Consider the following 21,107-nt stretch of genomic DNA (forward strand, 5'->3'; position numbering starts at 1 on the left):
TACCTCAAAAAATATAATAACGAAAAGAGATTTATTTCGTTTTATTTTTATTTTACGGTTATTTTTTGTAGAAATAGTTCTACAAAAAGAAACTTATTTATTCTACACAATCTGTTTTTATTACAGCATATTTTTGTACAAAGCTTCACTACGTGTGTAAATTGATAATTAATAAGATATTTTTTAAAAACACTGCCTTTTTATTAAAAGTAGTGCTTTTATTATTAATTATTAATTCATCTTTTTCATTTTCTCAAGTGAAATTTGTAAATGCTGCTACATCTGATGATTCAGAAGCAAATACAACCCAGACCTACATTTATAATAAAGATCTAATTGTTGTAACAGGGGATGCAGTAATTTATGAAAAAACGAACGAAGAAGAAATAACCATAAGCAAATCAACTAATCCGGAAAAAAAAGCGACTAAGAATAGATCCGGAAAAAACAAGCTGATAAGCAAGAAAAAAAACACTAAAAAAGATTCCGGACAATGCATCGCCAAAAGTAATTGTAACTACACCCCTCATCAGGACCAGAATAATTCCACAATAAAAAATAAAGGAGGCAGTTCTCTGGCTTCTGTAGACAATAAAACTCAAAAAGAGATTATCTTCCATTTTGGATCTTCCCCTTTTTTGGGAAGACTGTGGGGAGTTCATAAAAAGTTTTACCATTACAAATTTTATAATTCGAGTTTAAAAATTTGTAAAAACTCTTCAAGAGCTCCGCCATTTGCTGTTCGATTATCCAATGGCTTTGATTTTGAGCCATCAGACTATTTTGAATATTCAAATAAAGCATACAACCTATTTTAATTTTACTAAAATGAAGATATCATCTACCATTATATTTTTATTTTTTGCCTCTGCAATCAGTGCACAGACAGGAAATATCGGAGTAAATACTACTACTCCTCAAAAAACCTTACACGTTAACGGTTCTCTACAAGTTACAAACGAAATAAATGTAGGGGGCAATTCCTCTACAGCAGGAAGTGCCGGTACAGCAGGACAGGTTCTTACCTCTGGCGGAGCCGGAACAGCTCCCACGTGGGCAACAGTACCTGGAGCCGGTTCTACAACCAACACACTTACCAATACTACCAATACTATTACCAGCACAGTAAATGGATTAGTTGCAACTGCACCCGCAGTAAATACTGTAGCTAACACTACCGTACTTACAGGAAATAACAACAGCTTGGTAACTACGGTAAACGGAGTCGCGAGTACTTCTGTAAACGTCCCTAACCTTTACACTGCAAACGGAACTCTTACTGCAAACAGAACGGTAACACAGGGAGCTAATACACTCGCATTTACCTCAACAGCAACGAATGGATTCTCAGTAGACGGCACCACATTTTCTGTAGATGCGGCCAATCATGAAGTGGGGATAGGTACAGCAGCACCCAATACCAATGCGGTATTAGATCTTACTTCTACTACAAAAGGGTTATTAATCCCAAGACTTACATTATCAGCTCTTAACAGTGCGTCTCCGCTTTCTGCGAATGTAGCAGGAATGGAGGTTTATAACACTGCTACGAATACTGCCACTTCCGGACAGGAAGTATACCCTGGGGAATATGTAAATAACGGAACCACCTGGGGAAGAACTTTAAATTCCGGTGATGTTAATGTTATTGCAGGAGCAGATGGCACAGACGCCATTGCCACTACATCAACGATTACGGTTCCGGCAGCAGGAGCTGTAAATACAGCCATCTATACCAACACATTTACCCTTACTAAACCTTCTTTAGTTACTTTCAGTGCAAGTGTTTCATTCAGAATGCTTAGCAATACTACCGATACCACAGTATCTAAATTATATCGTTCATTTTGGGAGTTCACATCGCTTCCGGCGGGCTCTACACTGGCAACGGCAACACCATACGGACCAAGTAGTGCATTATATTTTGGAGCGACAAATGCCACATCAGGAATTTTTGAACTTACCCCTAGTGTAACTCTGAGACTCATTGCCGGAACGTATACGGTACAATTAACGGGAAGAGCGGCAGAACCTACATCAGGAACCGGCTTTACGGCAAACTTTGGAGCCGGAAGCAATGATAACGTAAGCATAACAGCGGTACCTATAAAATAATCGTATCTAATTTGGGTTATCTACCATAAATAATAGAATACGATAACCGTAACTTCTATGTCTTACTAAAAATCTAAAGAAATGAAAAAGATAATTATAACATATACTTGTGTTCTCGGAACATTCATATATGCACAGACAGGAAATGTAGGCGTGAATACAACCACCCCTCAAAAAAACCTCCATGTTAATGGTTCTCTGCAGGTCACAAACGAAATTAATGTAGGAGGTAATGCCTCAACAGCCGGAAGTGCGGGAACAGCAGGGCAGGTTCTTACCTCTGGCGGAGCCGGAACGGCTCCCAGCTGGACAACAGTTTCAATTACGCCAATTACCACGAATACCCTTACTAATACTACCAATACTATTACAAGTACAGTAAATGGAACAGCTGCTACTGCACCCTCAGTAAATACCGTAGCTAACACCACAGTACTTACGGGAAATAATAACAGCTTGGTAACTACAGTAAACGGAGTCGCGAGTACTTCTGTAAATGTCTCTAATCTTTATACTGCGAACGGAACCCTTACTGCAAACAGAACCGTAACACAGGGAGCTAATACACTGGCATTTACCCCGACAGCGACCAATGGATTCTCAGTAGACGGCACCACATTTTCTGTGGATGCAGCCAATCATGAAGTGGGGATAGGTACAGCAGCACCCAACACTAATGCAGCATTAGATGTTAATTCTACCAGCAAAGGACTGCTGCTCCCAAGAGTAACATTATCCGCAACCAACAACGCATCTCCGCTTTCTGCCCATGTAGCGGGAATGGAAGTTTATAATACTGCTACGAATACGTCCACTACGGGGCAGGAAGTATATCCCGGAAAATATGTAAATGATGGTACTGCGTGGAGAAGACCTTTAAATATCAATGATATAAACATTGTTGCAGGAGCAGATGGTACAGATGCCATGGCTACTACCGCCACGATTACAGTTCCGGCAGGAGGAAGCGTGAATACCACTCTATACACTGCTACATTTACCCTTACGAAGCCTTCTTTGGTTACTTTTAAAGCCAGTGTAGGGTGTGGTATGACTGGAACCCCGGCTAATGATACTGCAGTTTCTAAACTTTACCGTTCTTATTGGCAATTTACATCTCTTCCTGCGGGATCCACACTGGCAACCAGCACCCCTTATGGTCCCAGCAGCGGATTGTTTCGTGGAACTACATTTGCAATTTCAGGAGTTTTTAACATGACTCCCAATGTCTCCTTGGCATTAATTCCGGGAACTTATACAGTACAAATGGTGGGAAGGCTGACAGATGCTACAGGAGGAACAGGTTTTACGGCTACTTTAGGTAGTTCTGCTAATGATAACTTAAGTATTACTGCACTACCTTTAAGATAATCCAGAGGTAACAGCCAATAAATATAATGGTAAGACACAATGTTTCTCACTATTATATGCTACCACCCCGTCTTCAGGATGTTTAGAATAAATGTATCTGCGGTTTCTTTTGGAACCTGAAAACATATCTTATATTCTTATCATCCTGAAGACTTTTTTATGAGATAAAGAATTTCAGAAGCAGATAAAACAATCTGAGTATCTTTCAGCAATCCTAACGCTTAATTTTAACACATAGTTTAAGTTTTTAGGCAAACAATTATTTTTCAAGCTCAAAATAGAAATAGCCTATAATGTGATTTGACTCCATTTTTTATATTAAAATTTAGAGCTTTTTTCGGTATTAGTCTTTAAACATTCTGTTATAAAATCTGGATTCAAAACATTCTGCATAATTATATTCTTTCTGAATTTCATTCTATTCCAGACTTTCATTTTTTACACAATATTCGCGCCCATATCAAATGATTTATTCAGATATAAATCTTTTAAGCAACTTCAATATTACATCATATAATGTGATAATGCATCAATTTTCCGCCTACTCTCAGTATACAGCTGACTCTTTTTAAGCATAATTTTATTGTTGTCATTTTCCAAAACAAATCCAGATTTGCTTGTTAATCTTCCGGTTAATAAAAGTTCTCCTATTAACATTCATTTAGACCAAAATTCATAAAAACACGTCAAGTTTTGGCGCTGTCAGTGTATATCTTTGTATTTCAAAATCATAAAAATATTTGATAATGGATAAAGCAACTTTACAGAGAATTGAAAAACTTCACCCCTATGTAAGAGAGGAAGTAAAGAAGATAATCGATGAATGCGACAAAGCATTAACAGGCAGAGCAAAAGTACGAATTACACAAGGTTTAAGGAGCTTTGAAGAACAGGAAAAACTTTATGCCATCGGAAGAATTACTTCAGGAAAAAAAGTAACCAATGCAAAGGCAGGACAAAGCATCCATAATTACGGATTGGCTGTAGACATCTGTCTGGTAATTGACGGAACAACGGCAAGTTGGGATACCGCCAAAGACTGGGATAATGATCAGGTTGCCGATTGGTACGAGTGCGTAAAAATTTTCGCAAAGTATGGATGGGACTGGGGCGGAAACTGGAAAACCTTTAAAGATCTTCCGCATTTCGAAAAGAAAAATATTGTAACAAAGAAAGGATTGGTAAAATCATCCTGGAGAACGCTTTCTAAAATGCCCAGAGATAAAGAAAACTACGTTATACTTTAATTCTCATTTATTTGAAAATTATTTTTAATACGTCAAGTTTTGTCGCTTCCCCGATCTATCTTTGCTTCAGTAAGATAACACTAAGACAATCATCATATCAAGCTAAAACCAATAGTTATTTCTCCTGAATCTATTGGTTTTACTTGTCTAAAATTGTTAAATGTTTCTTCAAAAAAGAGAAAAATCATATGAAAAAAACAACCATTCTTTCTTTGGACGGAGGCGGAATCAGAGGAATTATCACCTGTATTATTCTGCGTTACATAGAAGAGCAGCTTCAGATTCATGACAAGCCAAGTGCCAGACTTGGTGATTATTTCGACTTTGTTGCGGGAAGCAGCACCGGCGGACTGATTGCTTCGATTATTCTTTGTCCCGATGAACACCGAAAAGCAAAATATTCTATCCAAAAAGGATTAGAATTATATGCTGAAAAAGGTGGTGACATATTTCAGGTTTCTTTTTGGGAACGTTTGGTAAATCCTTTCGGACTTCTGAACGAAAAAATTTCTCAGGAAGCACTTGAAAAAAACCTGAATGATTTTTTTGGAAATTTAGAATTAAAAGAGCTAATAAAACCTTGTTTAATAACCAGTTACGATATAGAAAACCGAAGAGCAAAACTTTTCAATTCGTGGAAAGCCAGTTTAAGTACAGATAATTTTTATGTAAAAGACGTGTGCAGAGCAACTTCTGCAGCTCCGACGTATTTCAGCCCGGTTCAGATAAAATCGATGTACGGGCAAATTTTCAGCTTAATTGATGGTGGAATGTTTGCTAATAATCCGGCTTTGTGCGCGTACGCAGAAGCAAGAAAAATTCCGTTTGCGGAAGTTCTGAAAAATCATCAGAAAGCCAATCATCCAAGCGTAAATGATATGATTGTTATTTCTATCGGAACGGGAATCGAAGCGAGATCATATTCTTTTAAAAAACTGGAAAAATCCGGAAAAATAGGCTGGGTAAATCCAATAATCGATATTTTGATGTCTGCCAACGCAGAAACAGTAGACTATCAGCTTTGTCAGATGTTCCAGACTTTAGGACTGAGAAATCAGAAAAATTATTACAGACTTAATCCTTCTTTAAAAAATGCTTCTCCCGCAATGGATAATGTAAAAAGATCTAATATTGAAAATCTGATACAAGCCGGATTAAGCTATATTGATGATAACAGAGAAATCTTAAATCAGATTGTTCAAAAACTCATTAAAAACAAAATATAAGCTATATACATTATAAAACATCGATATAAGCTTTTTTAATTATATTTAAATAATCATGAAAACAATATTCACATTTATTATTCTCAATATCCTATCTTTCATTGCAGGCTGTTTTATTTTTTATTTTTTGTTAGACTACTTCAATCCTTCGGTCACAAAAGATGGACATCCATATATGCCGATTGAAAATGTATTATGTTCGGTAATAGCTGCCTTTGTTTTTACTATTCTGTTTTTCGTATTCATCAGAAAATATATTTCAGAAAATTTTTAATTTTTAAGAAAATAATTAAAAATACGTCGAGTTTTGACGCTTTGGGTAAATATCTTTACCTCAGAAATTAAAAACAATAATCTAAAAACTTACAACGATGAAAATTTTAATACAAAAAGAATATTAATAATTATACTTTCAGTTCTGAAAGGATGATCTTCAGAATTCTTTCTCTTTAATCTATCCGGCTTTTTTTCTACAAAGAATCATTCAGTTTTCTCACTGGATAGGATAAGATTATGTTCAAAATAAGATTAGTTTGCTAGCACTAACTATATTTCAATTATTATTAACATTTTAAAACCATTCACAAATTATGGCAAATTTAGTACAAGAATTAAACAGTTTAGATTTTAGTGTTTACATTGGTGGTCCTTTGCAGGCTGCAGTAAAAGCACAACACGACGCTTCGATTTCCCAGGTTAATTTCATTAAAGAAGTAGGCTTTACCCCTGCAGTTCCCGCTACAGGAAGTACTCCCGCAGTACCCTCTCAGTTGCGATATGTAGATTTCTCCTATACAAAGTCTGCGCCTAATTCAGAAACCGGAGTAACAGAAAATTCTCAGGTCACATTAAAAGTTCCATTTTTAACAATGCTTACGCTACCGGCAATTAGAATTGAAGAAATGACTATCGATTTTAATGCCAAATTGAATTCAGTAGAAACAAAAAATGTATCTAGCGAATTCTCAGGAAACGCTTCTATCAGTGCAAAATTCTGGAAAGTAAAACTCAATGCAACAGCATCTTACAAGAAAAATACATCTAGTACCTCTACAACTGAAAAAACGTATACTTTAGGAGTACATGTTAAAGCAGTGAATGATGAACTGCCTTCTGGTCTTTCTAGAATTCTTGATATGCTGGAAGATTCAATTACAGCTGTAAACACAGCAACACCTGCTACGGGAGGTTAAAATTTCAGGGTGGCTGCTTTGGCAGCCATCTTTTTACTTCATTTTTTAATACTAAAAACTAACTTATTATGCCGACATTAAAAGAATATTTAGGTGGAATTGTATCAGAAATTACCGCAGCCAGAAAAATGGCAGATATACAAACATTAGAAATTGCTCAAGAATATGCTCAAGATAATTTACTAAAGCATTTCTCAGTTCCAAGAATGAAGGTAGGAACTGTAGAACTTACGGTTCCTTTTGCAAAAGCAGCAGCATCACCCGCCTTATCTTTCTCTGATTTTACATATGAAGAAATTACTAAAAATGCTAAAACAGATTATGATGCTTCCGATGTAAAAAATGATAAAGAACTCAAAGTGAATCTTATGGATAAGCAGAATGAATATGACAAAGTTATTATAAGTTTAAAACGACAAAATATTACTTTTCTCACTCCAAATGAGATAAAGTTTTTTAAAGACATTTCTAATTATGTTGTAGAATTCTGCTATTCACTTTCTAATTTCTCCTTGGAAGCCTCATCAAAAGATAGTTTGATTGAAAAAGTACATCGACGTATTCTTACAGAAGCCGAAAAAGCATTACAGAATACACCTGATAACTCCAACGAGGTAATTGTAGAAGCAAGTAAACTGATGGATTTGGATCCCAAATGTATCATTATAGCGAAAATGAGTGTCACCGAATCCGGAATGGAATGGTCCAGACATGAAGATATTGACGGTAACATAGTCGAAACATTAATTCCTGAATAAAATATGAAAAAATCACAATTTATTTTGATCAAACAACTGAAAGAGAAATTGCTCCAGTTTCCTTCTATTGTTTCGAAACTGGAAAAAAAAGATCCTTATTTTATCGACTCGCTATTGGTCTGGCTGAAATCTGCTGAAGATATCTTTTCTTCTTATAACATTAGTGCTGTTTCCGAACTGGCAGGTTTCAGAGCAAAAATTCTCGCTGCAAGAATAGGTAACGAAAGAGGAGGCAATATTAAAAAAAAACAAATTAAAGCAGCTTCAGATATTCTGTATGATCTGCAAAGTACGGTATTAACGGTATTAATGCCTTTTGAAAAGAAAATAGACGACTGTCGTGAACTTATAAAACAGCTGCTTACACTTCTAAAACAAAGGGGAACAATACATTACAACCCTCAGGTTTCTTTTGAAGTATTTGTTAATAGTGTATGGCAGACCATACTTATGGATAATGAACTTAGCGTAGGAGCCATCAAATTAAAATCTATACTGTCTGAAACAGACATCATCATGGTTGTTGGCGATGAGATCGAAATAACGGAATTTATGTGACACTATTTTTGCGCATTATCTATTGTAGAAAATAACTCAACATTTGGGTTATTTTTTTCATCAGGAAATAAATTTTTAAATATTAAAAAAATACGTCAAGTTTTGACGTTCACCATGTCTACATTTGAAGTATAAAACAAAACACAAAGTATCATTTAAAAAAATAAATTCTCACTCAACGTATCTATGCTGAACAGCTCAAAATGTATTCAATTTTTTAATGCCAAACACCAAAACAAAATGAAAACACAACATCATTACTCAGACATTATTTTCGACAGAAACCGCTACACTATTGAATGGAGCGATATTGAAAATGCAGAAACAGATTACGACAATTATCTTAATGACATTGAAACGTCTTCCGACGGAGTTTTAAAAAAGATGACATTCAAAAATATATATATCAATTAAATTTAAACATATCAAGTCCTGCTGCTGTTCAGCAGTCTCTTATACCACCATTTCTGTTTCGTTTTTCTAAATTCAATATTCTTAAAATGCTGAACAGCCGGAACTTGCTTAAAAATAATTATCAAAACATCTATATAAATCAATAAACAAAAAAAATACATATATTATGACAACAAAAGAAAAACTAAAACTCTACTTTGAAAAGGGAGATTATCCTACACAAAATCAGTTCTGGGAATGGATGGATTCGTATTGGCATAAGGAAGAAAAAATACCACAGGATTCTGTTGAAACATTTGAAAAAGTGATTCCGCTTTTTGATGAAGATAATTTCATCGGTCCTGGAATAGAGTTAACAATACCTTTAAATGTAAAAAAGATTTTAATATCGGCATACCTATATGAAGGATTTAATTATCAGATAGCCAAAGTTATTTTTAACGAGGGCTTAGAAGAGATAGGACAAAACGCATTTAATGGTCAAAATATCCAAATCATTAAAACTCCTTCCTCTCTTAAATCTATCGGATCTTATGCTTTTTCCAATCAGGGAAATCAAAGGGGATCAGGTATTTTAGAGCAAATTATCTTGAATGAAGGATTAATAAAAATTGAGGGATATGCATTTAGTAGTTCAAAAGCAAAAGTTAAAGACTTATATATTCCAGCCACTGTACAATCAGTAGGACAAGATGCTTTTCTCATTCCTTCACTAGAAACCGTATCTGCACCTGCCGGTTTAGATCTTAGCGCCGCCGGAATTCCTGCAACAGCAGTAATTACATATCGACAATAATTATGTGAGAATAACAAAAGCACCAAAAGCTATATCAATTCTAAAAAATAATCTTTAAAAAATTAAAATACGACAAGTTTTGTCGCTTTAACCTCATATATTTGTGGTAGAAACTTTTAACAATGAAAAAAGATTTTTATCTCACAAGATACGCCCTAATTATTAAAAGACTGGAAGGTTCTCCGGCTACTTATTCTCAATTGGAAGAATATCTTCTTAATTCCTTCGAATTTCAGGATGCGGGGATTAAAAGCTACTCCATCCGTACACTGCAAAGAGATATCCGGGAAATTTCAGATCTTTTCAATCTTTCTATTCATAACAAAAAGAAAGGCGATAATCGGTATTATATCGAGAGCCGCCCGATTATGGAAGTGGATGAATACAATCAAAAATTACTGGAGTCTTTTCAGGTAAGCAACGCCCTGAACCTTCATCCTGATTTTTCAAATCTTATCTTTTTTGAAAGCAGAAAACCAACTGGGGTTGAGCATTTTTATGACCTTTTCTTTGCCATCCGTAATAAAAGAATTGTTTCTTTTGAGCATTACAACTACAAAAATAAACTGATGACTTCAAGAAAAGTCCATCCGCTGGCTTTAAAAGAATCCAAAGGAAGATGGTATCTTATCGCTATCGATACAAAAGATAAAATGCTGAAATCTTTCGGATTAGACAGAATTAATTATCTGGATGTTTCTAAAAATACTTTCAGAGAGAAATACAAATACAATTTCAGAGAACATTTTAAAAATGCTTTCGGAGTGATGAATCTTACAGAACAGAATCCACAGAAAATTGCCTTAAAATGCAGCAGACATCAGGGAGAATACATCAGAAGTTTTCCGCTTCATCAGTCTCAGAAAGAAACCAAAGAAACACCGGAAGAAATATTTTTTGAGTTTTTCCTGCATCCTACTTACGATTTTTTGCAGGAAATTCTCTCCTTCGGAAAAGAAGTTCAGGTACTGGAACCTAAAGTTTTAGTTGACGATATCCGCAAACATCTGCAGGAATCCTTAAACAGGTATCTCGAAAGCTAAAAAACTTATTAAATTGATCCATTTTTTTGATTACATTTACATAAATATATCAAAGTGAAATCTTTTTTTGTTTTTCTTTTTTGCTGCGGTTTTTCTTTCTGTTTTTCCCAACAGACTGAGGAATTTAAGCTTATTAAAAATTATTACAACCAGCACCGTTCCATGCTCGGCAAAGAGTTTAAGAAAAAATTTGATGCCGAGACAGACAATTATCATAAGGCTTCCATAAAGGTCGACTATATGCTTTTTATGCAGAAAATGGACAGCATAGAGAATGTTGCGCTTACAGGAGCTTTATTAAAGACAAAAAATCTAGAAGATCTTAATAAACTAAAATTATTGAAAACTCCGTCCGCTGAAACTCCTCCTATTCCTTCTGTTGTTATCGATAAGATGGCAGATTATCCGGGAGGAATTAATGAACTTCGGAAAGAAGTTGCCAACCTTTTTTATCTCGGGGGTGTATATTCTGATGTAAAAACCGTAAAGGCAAATGTTGCATTTATCGTAGAAAAAGACGGAAGTATAAGTAACGTTCAGGCAGAAGGAGATAATTTTACCTTTAACAGACAGGCAGAAATTGCTCTGTATTCTGTTTCTCAGAAGTTTTCTCCGGCTATCATTAACGGCGGTCCGGTAAGATACCGTTTCCGGCTCCCACTCACCATGAATATTGAGCAATAAATGTTTACCGACGAATATTTCATGAAAATGGCTCTTCATGAAGCCGAAATTGCACTGGAAAAAGATGAAGTCCCCATCGGATGCATTATCGTTTCAAACAATCGGGTGATTGCAAGAGCCCATAACCTTACCGAAACATTAAATGATGTAACGGCTCACGCAGAGATGCAGGCCATAACTTCTGCAGCCAATTTTCTGGGCGGAAAATACTTAAAAGACTGCAGGATGTATGTTACAATGGAACCTTGCGTAATGTGTTCAGGGGCATTGTCTTGGTCACAAATTTCAAAAGTCGTGATCGGAGCGCGAGACGAGCATCGAGGATTCATCAACAAACATCTTTCACTTCATCCAAAAACAAAAATCATCACAGGTGTTTTAGAACATGACTGTTCTTTAATTGTGAAAGAATTCTTTAAATCTAAAAGATGATATCAGTATTAATTGATAAACTTTAAATAATTTTTCTTTAAAATCACTTTATATTGAAATATTAATTATATTTGACACGAACTAAAATTAAATAATCAATATGAGAAAATTATCAAGAAAAGAGACAGCAAAAATCAACGGAGGGATAGCCCCAGGTCAATGTTTTTATATCGATGAAAACGGGGTAAGGAAGCTAGGATGCAGACTTCAGCCTGTGCCTGATTGTTGTGGAGGTTGGATCTATCCTATTCCTGGACAAGATTGCGTATCTTGTACTCTGTAAAATTAAACCAGCTTCTCTGTAGGCTGGCTTTTTTTATTTGTCTTTTCCCAAAAAGTATAACCCTTTCAAAGTATGCAATCTGTCCATCACGTGAATTTTATCTGTTAAAGGCTTGTAAACGTGAGAAACTCCTCCTGTAGCTACCACAAAACAATCATCATTCACTTCATCGTTTATCCTGTCGATAAACCCTTCCACCATTCCCAGAAATCCATACACCATTCCGCTCTGCATACAGGTTACGGTATCTAATCCCAAAACTGTTTTTGGCTTTAGCAGCTCTATTTCCGGAAGCTGAGCGGTCTGGCTGATCAGAGAATTAAGAGCGGTAACAATTCCCGGAGCAATAATTACCCCTAAAGTTTCCCCACTTTCCGCAACACAGCTCGCTGTAAGTGCCGTTCCGAAATCCAGAACAATTTTTTTCCTGTCAGGATACATATTATGAGCAGCAACAAGGTTTGCATAAATATCCGTTCCCATCTGTTTAGATTTTGCCTGAACTCCGGAAGGTGTATTTCTGTCTACAATTACGGGATGAATATCATGAATTTTTTTTATCGCCGCACTCATCACTTTTGTAAGCTGAGGTACAACGGAACCGATAATGACTTTACCAATTTCTTCAGGTTCAATTTTATAAGTCTGATACAGCATCAGCATTTGCGCATACAGCTCATCTGTCGTTCGGTAAGGTTTTGTATTAATTACCCAGGAAATCTCGCAGTTATCTTCGTTAAAAAGCCCGAATCTGATGTTGCTGTTTCCTATGTTTATTACAATTGACTTCATTTATTTATTTTCAAAAAGATGGAAATCTCCGTTTAATTTTAAGGCACTAAATTTAATGATTTTAATAAAAACACAGTCGATCTTCGGGATAAGTTTTGTTATACTTAAAAAACAATTATTTATATTTAGACCTAAAAATCACTTCAACTTAATTTTCATGAAAAAACTGATCCTTCTATTTTTATTTCTTTGGGGAATAAACAGCTTCTCTCAGACTGCCGCTGCTGCAAAGGAAGTCTTTGAAAAGCTTAAAAAAGAATCCAAAACTGATGGAACCGACAAAACAGTGTATAATATTCTGGATGAGTTTTACAATAAAACTTTGCAGGCGGAAAATGATGAAATGACGGACGAAACTATAGGAAAAATTCAGACTCTGATTTCTAATCCCGATACTAAAAATATTCATATTCTTTTGCTTTTTTTGATGTATCAGCAGCACATCAGCCAGACTGGTGCTGTCGGGAAAAAATCAAACCCTGAATTTCAGATCGAAACGATGAGCTTGCTGGAAGAAGAAACAAAAAAAATCTATGGAAAAATCCCAGCCATCATTTATATCTATAAATACGAATCATTCGACAGTGGCGATAAAAAAGAAGAAGCCAAAGCTGCAGTTATTCAGGGATTAAAAGAATATCCAGATTCTGTTCCTTTAAAAGTTTATAGTTATCTCAATACCAATGATGATGCCCTTAAAAACGATTTGATTAAGAACCATTCCAATCATTGGATGGTAAAGCAGTTCGGGATTCAGTAATACCCTTCTTTATTGCTAGGTTATTAATCGTTCAAAGTCCATTTTCTAAAAAATTTACATGATAGAAAATTAATTCTTGGTTTATTTATAAAATTCACTAATTTAGGACAAATTTAAAGCGGAGTCCGAAAAGCTTAATTAGAGTAGGAAATTAAAACAAATTAGTAATTATGAAAAATTTAAAAAAACTTTCAAGAGAAAGCCTTAAAACGGTAAAAGGTGGTTATACGAAAGAATGTTCAGATAACATGTATGCTATGGGATGCCAATTAAATCCAGGACCAGATTTAACTTATACATCAATTCCGGGATGCCCAACTTCCGTAAAAAGATATTGTCTTATATAATTTTTTAATTTAAATAAAAAAGCGAGGCTGTCTCAAAAGAACAGCCTCGCCTTTTATTATCTAATAAATTTATTTCACTTCAACGAAATTATCTGCCATATTTACATCAGCAAGTCTTTGACTAAAATCTATTCCTAAAACAGACAATTGTGATTTTGTATAAGGCACAGTAATCGAATATTCTTTCTGAGTCCAAGGCCAGTATGGCATTGTTTTGAATTCTCCGTAAGCATCTTTTTCCTTCCACGTATGTGTCATGTTCATAGGAATCTGATAATTAATTACCTTCTTATCGATCGTCATTACGCTGAAATCAATCGGCATCGGAACCTGTCCGTTATTCACCAAAGTAATGGTGGTGGATTTTGCATCATATTTTACGTCTTTGATTCCGTAATCTATTGTTTTTGTGGTGTTAATCCAATAATTCTGAAACCATTTCAGATCCATCCCCGAAACCTTTTGGGCAATGTGTAAAAAATCTCTGTCTGAAGGATGTTTTAGCGCCCATTGATCGTAATACTGCTTCAATGTTTCCGCAAGATTCTGTTCCCCCATAATGTAACCCAGCTCAACCAGATATAATTCTCCTTTTACATAAGAAGCATACGTATAGGAAGTTCCGTTATCATGATGATCTCCCAACCAGATTGCCGGTTCTTCGATACCTTTTTTTACAAAATTTCTATAAGCATTTAATGAATTGGCAAAAGGATTCGGAAGTTCTTTTGCAGGAGGAAATAACTGATTCATGACATATCCTTCCGCATAACTTGTAAATCCTTCATCCATCCACGGACGCATCGGTTCGTTGGTAGCCAACATTTGCTGATACCATGAATGAGCTCCTTCATGAGCCATTAATCCCATTAGTCCCTCAATATCATCTGCTTCACCTAAAATCATGGTACACATTCCGTATTCCATACCTCCGTCTCCTCCCTGAATGAAAGAATATGTCGGATACACATATTTCCCGAAATGGGAATTCATCAACTGATAATATTTCGTGATGTAAGGCTGTGCTTCTTCCCAGACTTTTGTTTTATCGTTATTCTGATATACTAAGAAAACTTTCGGACCTTGCGGAACGTCAAAACTTTTTACGATATAGTCTTTATCTGCAGCCCACGCAAAATCAAGGATATTTTTAGCGCTCCACTTCCATGTTGCTTTATTTTTATCTGATTTAATTTTAGCATTGACATCATACCCTTTTACTTCAGAAGGGTTTTCCAGAATTCCTCCTGCCCCGATGACATACTCTTTATTGATTTTAATGGTTACATCAAAATCCGAGAACAGCGCGTGAAATTCTCTTCCGATATAATCAAATGTCGCCCAACCGTCGTAATCGTATTCTGCGATTTTCGGATACCACTGCGTCATCGTCATATCCACTCCTTCCCTGTTATTTCTTCCGCTTCTTCTGATTTGCTGCGGAATTACCGCATCCCATTCTAAAGTAAATGTAGTGGATGAATTAGGTTTAATCGGTTCTGCAAGGTACACTTTCATTATCGTTTCCTGAACTTCAAACTTAAGTGTTTTGCCGTTTTGCTTGATCCAATGGATATTCTGCGCTCCTTCCTGATCCTTCGGGATAGAAGCTAATCTTGAAACACCGTCTTTCTGCAGTCTGGAATCTCCGTTTTTTCCTTGTCCTGCAACTCTCTGATCCATCATCGAATTGGGCTTAAAAGCATTCCAGTACAAATGGAAATAGACAACATTCAGTTCGTCCGGAGAGTTATTTTTGTAATCTAAGGTCTGTTTTCCTTCGTAGGTAAACTTTTCAGCATTTACATCAATATCCATCTTATATTTCGCACTCTGCTGATAATAAGCTCCCTGCTGAGCATGAAACTGTGAAATGATAAATGCAAACAGGATTGCAACCGATTTTTTCATTTAAAATTTTATTTTTTCTAAAGATAAGTATTTAAAAATAATAATCTATTTAAACACGAATATCACTAATATTCACACAATTTTAAGCACAAATAAAAATTCGTGTGATTCGTGAAAAATTAGCGTCATCTGTGTTTAATTCAACAATTTTTTAATCAAAGTAATCTGTCCCAGATGATAATAGCAATGCTCGATCATGCCATCTATATTTCTGAGATAGGTTCCGTACTTTTCGTCTACAAAACCTTCATTCATTTTCGAATCGGGCATTTTCTGTAATAAATCTGCGAACTTTTCGGCATCGCTTAAAAATTTACTTTTCAAACTTTCCCACTGTTCCGGAGATTCAATCGGAGGCAGGTCGAAGCTGAATTTATCCCTGATTTCCAAATCGCCCCCTTCAAAAACATTAATTAAACCAGCAATATAATAATCAATATGAAAAGTTAGCATTGCGATTGTATTTAAGGAGCCTATTTTCGCTGTTGCCTGTTCCCATGATACATCTGAAAGCTGATTTTTAAAATTCGTATTGGCAATCCATAAACCATCTAATGTAACCTCCCGAAATCTTTTGGCTAATTGTGCTGTTGAACTCATCTGTTTTAATTTTTCTTAAAGATAAATGTTCTTAAACACAAATTCCACAAATAAAAACCACAATTTTAGACACAAATAAACTTAGTGAAATTCGTGTGGAAAATTCGCGCGGCTCAGTTTACTTTCTTTAAAGCAAATGTCTTAAACACAAATTCAATAAATAATAATCACAATTTTAGGCACAAATAAACTTAATGAAATTCGTGTAGAAAATTCGCGTCATTCGTGTTTAAATAAACTGAATTCGTGCCTCAACAAAAAACCTCAAATGAAGACATTCGAGGTTTATATGTATTGAAATTAATCAGACTATTTTTTCGCTGAAGATTCTTTTTTTCCGCTCTGTAAGATCTTTTCTAAGATTCTTAAGGTGATAAGATACGTTGGTTTTACTCCTGTTAATCCTAAACCTCCCGAAGAAAGGGTACTTCCTGTCTCCAAAGGATTATCCGATGCGTAATAAGCATACATCACAAACAGATCCGGAGAAATATGGTGTCTTATTTTCGACGCCACCTGAATGGCTTTCTGGTAATGCGCTCCTTCCATTTCAAGACCAATAGCTTTCCATGAAGTATTCATAAAATACGAAAGAATATCCCTGTTCTGAAGCGAAGTTCCCAAAACGGTAATCATCGGACCTTCGAAAGCTTTCAATTCATCATCTTTGAAATCATCCAGTTTCAGCGCATTTTCGAACGGATAATTATCTGCTGTTCCTTCAAAAATATGTGAAGTCGGAATCATGATGTCTCCTTTTCTTCCGGCAAGAATTCCCGCTTTCCCCATGATGGAAACAGATTTTACCTTCATCATGTATACTTCGCCTTTATGTTCGTAAGGTCTCAGCAATTCGTCCATCACCTCGTAAGCCTGTTCTCCGAATGCATAATCGAAAACCATTACGACATCATCACCTGCAAATTTAATATCCTGAAAAGGCGTATTTCTGAGATCTGTTTTGCTGAGGTCGATGATCTGTACATCGATATTACTTCCGCTTTTGTCATTAATGTAGATCATTCCCTGTTCCAAAGCGTATTTTGAAACCTTATCGCGAAGTTCTTTTTTGTCGGAAATTTCTCCGTACATTTTATAATCTACTTCTTTATGATCTTTTTTCTTCAATGCTTCGTTGGCATACAACATATTTTTCACAGAGTGCATATTCGCAGAAATGATGTGAAGCGGCCTCATGTGAAGATTATTTTCAAACAAAACTTCTTTCACTTTATTTGCCCACTTTTCACCAAAATAGTGATGCCCTACTCTTTCCTTTAAAATAGCACTGAAATGAATTTCTCTTTCTCTCGTCTGTTTTGCATCTTCCAGACTTACTTTCGCAAGGTTGTAGATGATTTTGAATAAACGGTCAGGATTTTCATCATCCCCGAAAGTATTGTAAGCCTTTAAAGTTTCATCAAAAGTTCTTCCTATTAAAGAAGACAAATGAATAAGGGCAACTTCTTTTTCTCTTCTGCTGAATTTTTTCTCCCCTTTCACCACTTCTTCGATAATTTTGAAAGCCCTTGTCGGTTTCCAGTTTTCATCCTGAATGAAAGCCAGATTACGGACTTTATCTGCCTCAATAAATAAAAAGGTAAGGTGGGTAAGAATATCATAAATTTCCGAACGTCCCAAAAGAACTTCAATGTTCATCTGGTGTTCATCGATTCTGTAACAGTTTCTTCTTCTTTTTTTAGGAACAATCGGTTCGAAACTTCCTTTATCAAAACCTTCGTCTGATGTAAGATGAATGAAGGCGCATTCTTCAATTCCTTCTGGAAGTCTGTCTAAAACATACATCAAACCATCGAGTTCCAGTTTCCCTGGAATACTCATGGTACCGTAAATTTCCGGATTGATCGTCTTCAACAAACTTCTAATGCTTTCTCCTGAAACTCCGCTCGGCTTGAAAAAACCTCTATAAAACAGGTGTCTCATAGATATGTATAGTCTTTCAATTGCCTCGGTGGTTTCTCTTGCTCTAGAATTTGTCATATATTTAAAATTTTTATAAAAAGTCTGCTAAGTTACGAAAAATATTTTAAATGAAATTTTTAACTTAATAACCAATGTTTTAGCAAATCTCATTTCATCAGTCTACAAATATTTTGCTGTTTTAAAATTAAGATTTTCACCGCTTGTTTTTAAAAGTTTCAGGAATAAATTTTATTAATATTAAATTTTCCATTCAGAAAAAACATCTTATATATAATAAGGTATGAATGTAATTTTGAAAGTCAGCCCCTCCAAAAACTACAATTATTTTAAAATTATATTAAATTTTAAAAACACCCCTTAAATTTTTAGGGTAAAATAATTTTCGGTTTAATTTTTTCGTAAATTTGCCCCGTAAAAATTAACCTAATATGTCAACTTTAAGATTCAAAGCGTTAGAAACTTTACCATTCAAGGACTTCAGAAGAGATAATTCTGTAGAAGTTCCCGTGAAATTATCAGAATTATTCTGTCAGAATGTTTTCTCTGAAGAAACAATGAGAGAATATTTAACGAAAGAAGCATTCCAGTCTATTATGGATGCCGTAAAAAAAGGAAGTAAAATCCAGAGACACATTGCAGATCAGGTTGCGGTAGCCATGAAGGATTGGGCAATGAGCAAAGGCGTAACGCACTACACGCACTGGTTTCAGCCTTTAACAGGTTCTACGGCAGAAAAGCACGACTCATTCTTCACTCCGATTGAAGGTGGAAGAGCGATCGAAAGATTCAGCGGAAATTTACTGATCCAGCAGGAACCGGATGCATCTTCTTTCCCGAATGGAGGTATCAGAAACACTTTTGAAGCAAGAGGTTATACCGCATGGGATCCTACATCTCCTGCGTTCATCATGGGAACTACTTTATGTATTCCTTCGATCTTCATCTCTTACACAGGAGAAACTTTAGATTATAAGGCTCCTCTTCTAAGAGCTTTGAACGCGGTAGACGAAGCTGCAACCAATGTCATGCAGTATTTCGACAAAAATGTAACAAAAGTAACTCCTACTTTAGGTTGGGAGCAGGAATATTTCTTAGTAGATTCTGCATTATATCAGTCTCGTCCAGACCTTGTATTAACAGGTAAAACTTTGTTAGGACACTCTCCTGCAAAAGGACAGCAGTTGGATGACCATTATTTCGGTTCAATTCCTACAAGAGTCATGAATTTCATGAAAGAACTGGAAATCGAATGTATGAAATTGGGAATTCCAGTTACAACAAGACACAACGAGGTAGCTCCGAATCAATTCGAGTTGGCTCCGATGTTTGAAGAAGTAAATGTTGCTGTTGACCACAACTCTTTGTTGATGGACGTTATGGCAAGAATCGCTCACAGACATCATTTCCACATTCTATTCCACGAAAAGCCTTTCGCTGGCGTAAACGGAAGCGGAAAGCATAATAACTGGTCTTTGGCTACCGATACAGGTGAAAATCTTTTAAGCCCGGGAAAAAATCCTAAGAAAAACTTACAGTTCTTAACGTTCTTCGTCAACACAATTAAAGCAGTTCATGAATATGCAGATCTTTTAAGAGCAAGTATTGCTTCTGCAAGCAACGACCACAGATTGGGTGCGAACGAAGCTCCGCCGGCAATTATTTCCGTATTCATCGGAAGTCAGTTGTTCAGAGTTTTGGAAGAGCTTGAAAAAGTAACGGAAGGAAAACTTTCTCCGGACGAAAAAACAGATTTAAAATTAAATGTAGTAGGAAAAATTCCTGAAATTTTGTTGGATAACACAGACAGAAACAGAACTTCTCCATTTGCATTTACAGGAAATAAATTCGAGATCAGAGCGGTAGGTTCTTCTGCAAACTGCGCAGAGTCCATGACGGTAATGAACACGATTGCTGCAAAACAATTAAACGACTTCAAAAAAGAAGTAGATGCTTTAATTGAAACAGGTCTTAAGAAAGATGAAGCAATCTTCAATGTATTAAGAGAGTACATTAAACAGTGTAAAAACATTATGTTTGAAGGAGACGGATATTCTGATGACTGGGCTAAAGAAGCGGAAAAGAGAGGTTTAAACAACTTAAAAACAACTCCGGAAGCTCTTAAGCAGGAAATGGATGAGAAATTCTTAGCGCTTTACGAAGAGATGGGAATTTTCACGCACAGAGAAGTTGAAGCGAGAAACGAAATTAAATTAGAAAAATATTCTACGGTTATTGATATCGAAGCAAGAGTATTAAGTGATATCGCTAGAAACCACATTATTCCTTCTGCTTTAAATTATCAGAACAGACTGATCGAAAACGTAAAAGGGTTAAAAGAAATTTTCGGAGACAAAGAATTCAAGTCTTTGGCAAAAGAACAGATGAGCTTAATTACAAGCATTTCCGAGAATGTTTCTAAAATTAAAGTAGGCGTTGAAGATCTTATTAAAGCAAGAGAAGCGGCAAAAGCAGTTACCGAGAGCCAAAAACAGGCTGAAGAATACTGTAATAAGGTAAAACCTTTATTCGACACCATCAGAGATGCATCAGACGATCTTGAAATGATGGTAGATGATGAGCTTTGGCCAATGACGAAATACAGAGAAATGTTATTTACAAAGTAACATTTGTAA

At 35.6% G+C, this 21,107-nt stretch carries 20 protein-coding genes; 16 read left to right on the plus strand and 4 right to left on the minus strand.

What is annotated here, in order from left to right:
• Window positions 1-257 precede the first annotated feature (257 nt).
• The 13 genes from WFH39_RS06595 (at window position 258) to WFH39_RS06655 (ending at window position 11,837) form a co-directional block, all read left to right on the plus strand.
• Window positions 258-818: a hypothetical protein gene (locus WFH39_RS06595; RefSeq protein ID WP_336689252.1), complete on the plus strand. Its 561-nt coding sequence runs from the start codon at window positions 258-260 to the stop codon at window positions 816-818.
• 10 nt (window positions 819-828) lie between these two features.
• Window positions 829-2,115 (plus strand): hypothetical protein, encoded by a 1,287-nt coding sequence (locus WFH39_RS06600; RefSeq protein WP_336689253.1) that lies wholly within the window; start codon window positions 829-831, stop codon window positions 2,113-2,115.
• A gap of 81 nt (window positions 2,116-2,196) precedes the next feature.
• Window positions 2,197-3,486: a hypothetical protein gene (locus WFH39_RS06605; RefSeq protein WP_336689254.1), complete on the plus strand. Its 1,290-nt coding sequence runs from the start codon at window positions 2,197-2,199 to the stop codon at window positions 3,484-3,486.
• A gap of 746 nt (window positions 3,487-4,232) precedes the next feature.
• Entirely contained in the window at window positions 4,233-4,733 is a 501-nt protein-coding gene (locus WFH39_RS06610; RefSeq protein ID WP_235132504.1) for a M15 family metallopeptidase, read from the plus strand.
• Between the two features lie 188 nt (window positions 4,734-4,921).
• The gene (locus WFH39_RS06615; protein ID WP_214588076.1) at window positions 4,922-5,959 is read left to right on the plus strand and encodes a patatin-like phospholipase family protein; all 1,038 of its coding nucleotides are present in this window, start codon (window positions 4,922-4,924) and stop codon (window positions 5,957-5,959) included.
• Between the two features lie 590 nt (window positions 5,960-6,549).
• Window positions 6,550-7,152 carry a DUF2589 domain-containing protein gene (locus tag WFH39_RS06620; protein WP_336689256.1) on the plus strand — a complete coding sequence of 201 codons (603 nt, stop codon included), beginning with the start codon at window positions 6,550-6,552 and terminating at the stop codon, window positions 7,150-7,152.
• A 68-nt stretch (window positions 7,153-7,220) separates the two neighbouring features.
• A complete protein-coding gene (locus WFH39_RS06625) occupies window positions 7,221-7,910 on the plus strand; it encodes a hypothetical protein (RefSeq protein ID WP_336689257.1) in 690 nt (229 codons plus the stop codon).
• Between the two features lie 3 nt (window positions 7,911-7,913).
• A complete protein-coding gene (locus tag WFH39_RS06630; protein WP_336689258.1) occupies window positions 7,914-8,468 on the plus strand; it encodes a hypothetical protein in 555 nt (184 codons plus the stop codon).
• Window positions 8,469-8,708: 240 nt separating this feature from the next.
• Window positions 8,709-8,882 (plus strand): hypothetical protein, encoded by a 174-nt coding sequence (locus WFH39_RS06635; RefSeq protein WP_336689259.1) that lies wholly within the window; start codon window positions 8,709-8,711, stop codon window positions 8,880-8,882.
• Window positions 8,883-9,048: 166 nt separating this feature from the next.
• Entirely contained in the window at window positions 9,049-9,678 is a 630-nt protein-coding gene (locus WFH39_RS06640; protein ID WP_336689261.1) for a leucine-rich repeat domain-containing protein, read from the plus strand.
• Window positions 9,679-9,800: 122 nt separating this feature from the next.
• Entirely contained in the window at window positions 9,801-10,721 is a 921-nt protein-coding gene (locus WFH39_RS06645) for a helix-turn-helix transcriptional regulator (protein WP_214588064.1), read from the plus strand.
• A gap of 54 nt (window positions 10,722-10,775) precedes the next feature.
• Window positions 10,776-11,405 carry an energy transducer TonB gene (locus WFH39_RS06650; protein ID WP_336689262.1) on the plus strand — a complete coding sequence of 210 codons (630 nt, stop codon included), beginning with the start codon at window positions 10,776-10,778 and terminating at the stop codon, window positions 11,403-11,405.
• Window positions 11,406-11,837: a nucleoside deaminase gene (locus tag WFH39_RS06655; RefSeq protein ID WP_336689263.1), complete on the plus strand. Its 432-nt coding sequence runs from the start codon at window positions 11,406-11,408 to the stop codon at window positions 11,835-11,837. It abuts the gene before it with no gap.
• 316 nt (window positions 11,838-12,153) lie between these two features.
• Here the strand turns inward: WFH39_RS06655 and WFH39_RS06660 are convergent, their stop codons facing one another.
• The gene (locus WFH39_RS06660) at window positions 12,154-12,912 is read right to left on the minus strand and encodes a type III pantothenate kinase (protein WP_336689265.1); all 759 of its coding nucleotides are present in this window, start codon (window positions 12,910-12,912) and stop codon (window positions 12,154-12,156) included.
• Window positions 12,913-13,069: 157 nt separating this feature from the next.
• On the opposite strand from WFH39_RS06660, the gene WFH39_RS06665 reads away from it, so the two are divergent.
• Window positions 13,070-13,672, plus strand: a complete 603-nt coding sequence (locus tag WFH39_RS06665; RefSeq protein ID WP_336689267.1) for a hypothetical protein — start codon at window positions 13,070-13,072, stop codon at window positions 13,670-13,672.
• Window positions 13,673-13,842: 170 nt separating this feature from the next.
• Window positions 13,843-14,019, plus strand: a complete 177-nt coding sequence (locus WFH39_RS06670; protein WP_336689268.1) for a bacteriocin-like protein — start codon at window positions 13,843-13,845, stop codon at window positions 14,017-14,019.
• Between the two features lie 69 nt (window positions 14,020-14,088).
• On the opposite strand, the gene WFH39_RS06675 is transcribed toward WFH39_RS06670, so the two are convergent.
• The 3 genes from WFH39_RS06675 to WFH39_RS06685 form a co-directional block, all read right to left on the minus strand.
• On the minus strand, window positions 14,089-15,930 hold the full coding sequence (locus tag WFH39_RS06675) for a M1 family metallopeptidase (RefSeq protein WP_336689270.1): 1,842 nt from the start codon (window positions 15,928-15,930) through the stop codon (window positions 14,089-14,091).
• Between the two features lie 135 nt (window positions 15,931-16,065).
• Window positions 16,066-16,530, minus strand: coding sequence for a DUF1572 domain-containing protein (locus WFH39_RS06680; protein ID WP_336689271.1), 465 nt, complete (start codon window positions 16,528-16,530; stop codon window positions 16,066-16,068).
• A 309-nt stretch (window positions 16,531-16,839) separates the two neighbouring features.
• On the minus strand, window positions 16,840-18,531 hold the full coding sequence (locus WFH39_RS06685; RefSeq protein ID WP_336689272.1) for a DUF6909 family protein: 1,692 nt from the start codon (window positions 18,529-18,531) through the stop codon (window positions 16,840-16,842).
• A gap of 371 nt (window positions 18,532-18,902) precedes the next feature.
• Here WFH39_RS06685 and WFH39_RS06690 point away from each other — a divergent pair, with 371 nt between their 5' ends.
• Window positions 18,903-21,098, plus strand: a complete 2,196-nt coding sequence (locus tag WFH39_RS06690) for a glutamine synthetase III family protein (protein ID WP_076391403.1) — start codon at window positions 18,903-18,905, stop codon at window positions 21,096-21,098.
• Window positions 21,099-21,107 lie beyond the last annotated feature (9 nt).

The sequence above is a fragment of the Chryseobacterium sp. MMO-72 genome (assembly GCF_037146035.1).
Taxonomy (GTDB): domain Bacteria; phylum Bacteroidota; class Bacteroidia; order Flavobacteriales; family Weeksellaceae; genus Chryseobacterium; species Chryseobacterium indicum.

Excerpts from the sequence above, each read along its gene's own strand:
- WFH39_RS06600 (WP_336689253.1), top strand. The coding sequence starts at position 829 with ATGAAGATATCATCTACCATTATATTTTTATTTTTTGCCTCTGCAATC.
- WFH39_RS06605 (WP_336689254.1), top strand. The coding sequence starts at position 2,197 with ATGAAAAAGATAATTATAACATATACTTGTGTTCTCGGAACATTCATA.
- WFH39_RS06610 (WP_235132504.1), top strand. The coding sequence starts at position 4,233 with ATGGATAAAGCAACTTTACAGAGAATTGAAAAACTTCACCCCTATGTA.
- WFH39_RS06615 (WP_214588076.1), top strand. The coding sequence starts at position 4,922 with ATGAAAAAAACAACCATTCTTTCTTTGGACGGAGGCGGAATCAGAGGA.
- WFH39_RS06620 (WP_336689256.1), top strand. The coding sequence starts at position 6,550 with ATGGCAAATTTAGTACAAGAATTAAACAGTTTAGATTTTAGTGTTTAC.
- WFH39_RS06625 (WP_336689257.1), top strand. The coding sequence starts at position 7,221 with ATGCCGACATTAAAAGAATATTTAGGTGGAATTGTATCAGAAATTACC.
- WFH39_RS06630 (WP_336689258.1), top strand. The coding sequence starts at position 7,914 with ATGAAAAAATCACAATTTATTTTGATCAAACAACTGAAAGAGAAATTG.
- WFH39_RS06635 (WP_336689259.1), top strand. The coding sequence starts at position 8,709 with ATGAAAACACAACATCATTACTCAGACATTATTTTCGACAGAAACCGC.
- WFH39_RS06640 (WP_336689261.1), top strand. The coding sequence starts at position 9,049 with ATGACAACAAAAGAAAAACTAAAACTCTACTTTGAAAAGGGAGATTAT.
- WFH39_RS06645 (WP_214588064.1), top strand. The coding sequence starts at position 9,801 with ATGAAAAAAGATTTTTATCTCACAAGATACGCCCTAATTATTAAAAGA.
- WFH39_RS06655 (WP_336689263.1), top strand. The coding sequence starts at position 11,406 with ATGTTTACCGACGAATATTTCATGAAAATGGCTCTTCATGAAGCCGAA.
- WFH39_RS06660 (WP_336689265.1), bottom strand. The coding sequence starts at position 12,912 with ATGAAGTCAATTGTAATAAACATAGGAAACAGCAACATCAGATTCGGG.
- WFH39_RS06665 (WP_336689267.1), top strand. The coding sequence starts at position 13,070 with ATGAAAAAACTGATCCTTCTATTTTTATTTCTTTGGGGAATAAACAGC.
- WFH39_RS06670 (WP_336689268.1), top strand. The coding sequence starts at position 13,843 with ATGAAAAATTTAAAAAAACTTTCAAGAGAAAGCCTTAAAACGGTAAAA.
- WFH39_RS06675 (WP_336689270.1), bottom strand. The coding sequence starts at position 15,930 with ATGAAAAAATCGGTTGCAATCCTGTTTGCATTTATCATTTCACAGTTT.
- WFH39_RS06680 (WP_336689271.1), bottom strand. The coding sequence starts at position 16,530 with ATGAGTTCAACAGCACAATTAGCCAAAAGATTTCGGGAGGTTACATTA.
- WFH39_RS06685 (WP_336689272.1), bottom strand. The coding sequence starts at position 18,531 with ATGACAAATTCTAGAGCAAGAGAAACCACCGAGGCAATTGAAAGACTA.
- WFH39_RS06690 (WP_076391403.1), top strand. The coding sequence starts at position 18,903 with ATGTCAACTTTAAGATTCAAAGCGTTAGAAACTTTACCATTCAAGGAC.